Consider the following 1,177-nt stretch of genomic DNA (forward strand, 5'->3'; position numbering starts at 1 on the left):
CTTTGCGCAAAAACGTCTTCTAAAATTTCGCTAGTGACCTCTTTTGCGATCTTGTGCGTCTCAAAATCCTTCTGCTCGTCGTAAGATTTTTGTAAATTTGAAATCTCTTGCTCGGTAGAGCTTTTTATCTTTTCGGCGGCGAAGATTATCTCTTTTTTAGCCGTTTCGATCAGAGCCGCGCCTTGGACCCTGGCGGCCTCCAAATCCTTTTTGGCCTGCTCTTTGCGCTCACGCGATTCTTTTAAAATTCTTTGATTGGCTTCCAGCCTGGATGCGATACCGTCGATCCTGGCGCGATATGCCGCTTTTGCGGGACCTTTTAAAAGATAAAACAAAATTCCGAAAAATAAAACGAAATTTATGGTTCTCCACACGACGTCGTAATCCTTCGCTCCGTCGTGCCCTCCGCTTGCTAAAACAAGCGCCGGAACGATAAATAAAAGTAGATATTTTTTCATATTCGCCCTTTAAATTCTAGCCAAGGCGCCGCTTAGCGCGTCTTTAAATTCAGGAATTTTGATTTGCAAATCGCTCTTTAGGCTCTGTTTTTGCTCATCCAGACCGCCTAAAAATTTATTGAAATCATCTTCCATCGCGGCTTTTTTCTCGGCTATCTCTCTGCTTGCGGCCTGTTTGGCACTATCCATTGCCTCTTGTTTGATCTTTGCGGCCTCAAGTCGCGCCTCTTCCAAGACTCTGGCTATCTCGGCTTTGTTTGAATCGGCGTCCATTGCGTTCTTTTTGGCGTTTTCCTCGTCCTCTTGAATGATGGCTTCGCGCTTTTGCATATGTAAAAGTAGCGGTCTATAAAGCTTAATATTTAAGAAATAGATCAAAGCTAAAAACACTACGATGGTCGTTGCCATGGCGGTCAAACTTACATCTAGCATCGCACCTCCTCTAGGTTGGTTTTAAACAAAATGCGTATTTTACAATATGAAAAATTAAAATACACTATAAAAGGCTATCCGATTCGCTTTAAAAACTCGGAAATTTGCAAAATTTCATTAAATTCTATTGAAATTTTTCGATCTTTAATGCTGATTTTTCCAAATTTATCAAGCTTGCTCTTAAGCTTTAAAAGCTCGGGCCTAAAGTTTTCAAATCCGCCGCGAGATTTTTTATCCCTTGTCCTTGTTTTATCTTTGAGCTTTTTTACTAAATTTTCGGTATCTCT

At 41.0% G+C, this 1,177-nt stretch carries 2 protein-coding genes and 1 pseudogene; all 3 read right to left on the reverse strand.

Annotation, left to right across the window (positions count from 1 at the left end):
- Positions 1-458 (reverse strand): F0F1 ATP synthase subunit B (locus Q0236_RS04300; RefSeq protein ID WP_297915454.1); only part of this gene is annotated, 458 nt, incomplete at its 3' end.
- Between the two features lie 9 nt (positions 459-467).
- The gene (locus Q0236_RS04305; protein ID WP_297915456.1) at positions 468-890 is read right to left on the reverse strand and encodes a F0F1 ATP synthase subunit B'; all 423 of its coding nucleotides are present in this window, start codon (positions 888-890) and stop codon (positions 468-470) included.
- Between the two features lie 74 nt (positions 891-964).
- Positions 965-1,177, reverse strand: a pseudogene (locus Q0236_RS04310) (chromosome partitioning protein ParB); the annotation flags it as partial.

Source organism: uncultured Campylobacter sp., assembly GCF_938031315.1.
Classification (GTDB): Bacteria; Campylobacterota; Campylobacteria; order Campylobacterales; family Campylobacteraceae; genus Campylobacter_B.

What these genes read in the sequence shown, in the direction of transcription:
- Q0236_RS04305 (WP_297915456.1), bottom strand. Translation starts at nt 890, where the DNA reads ATGCTAGATGTAAGTTTGACCGCCATGGCAACGACCATCGTAGTGTTT.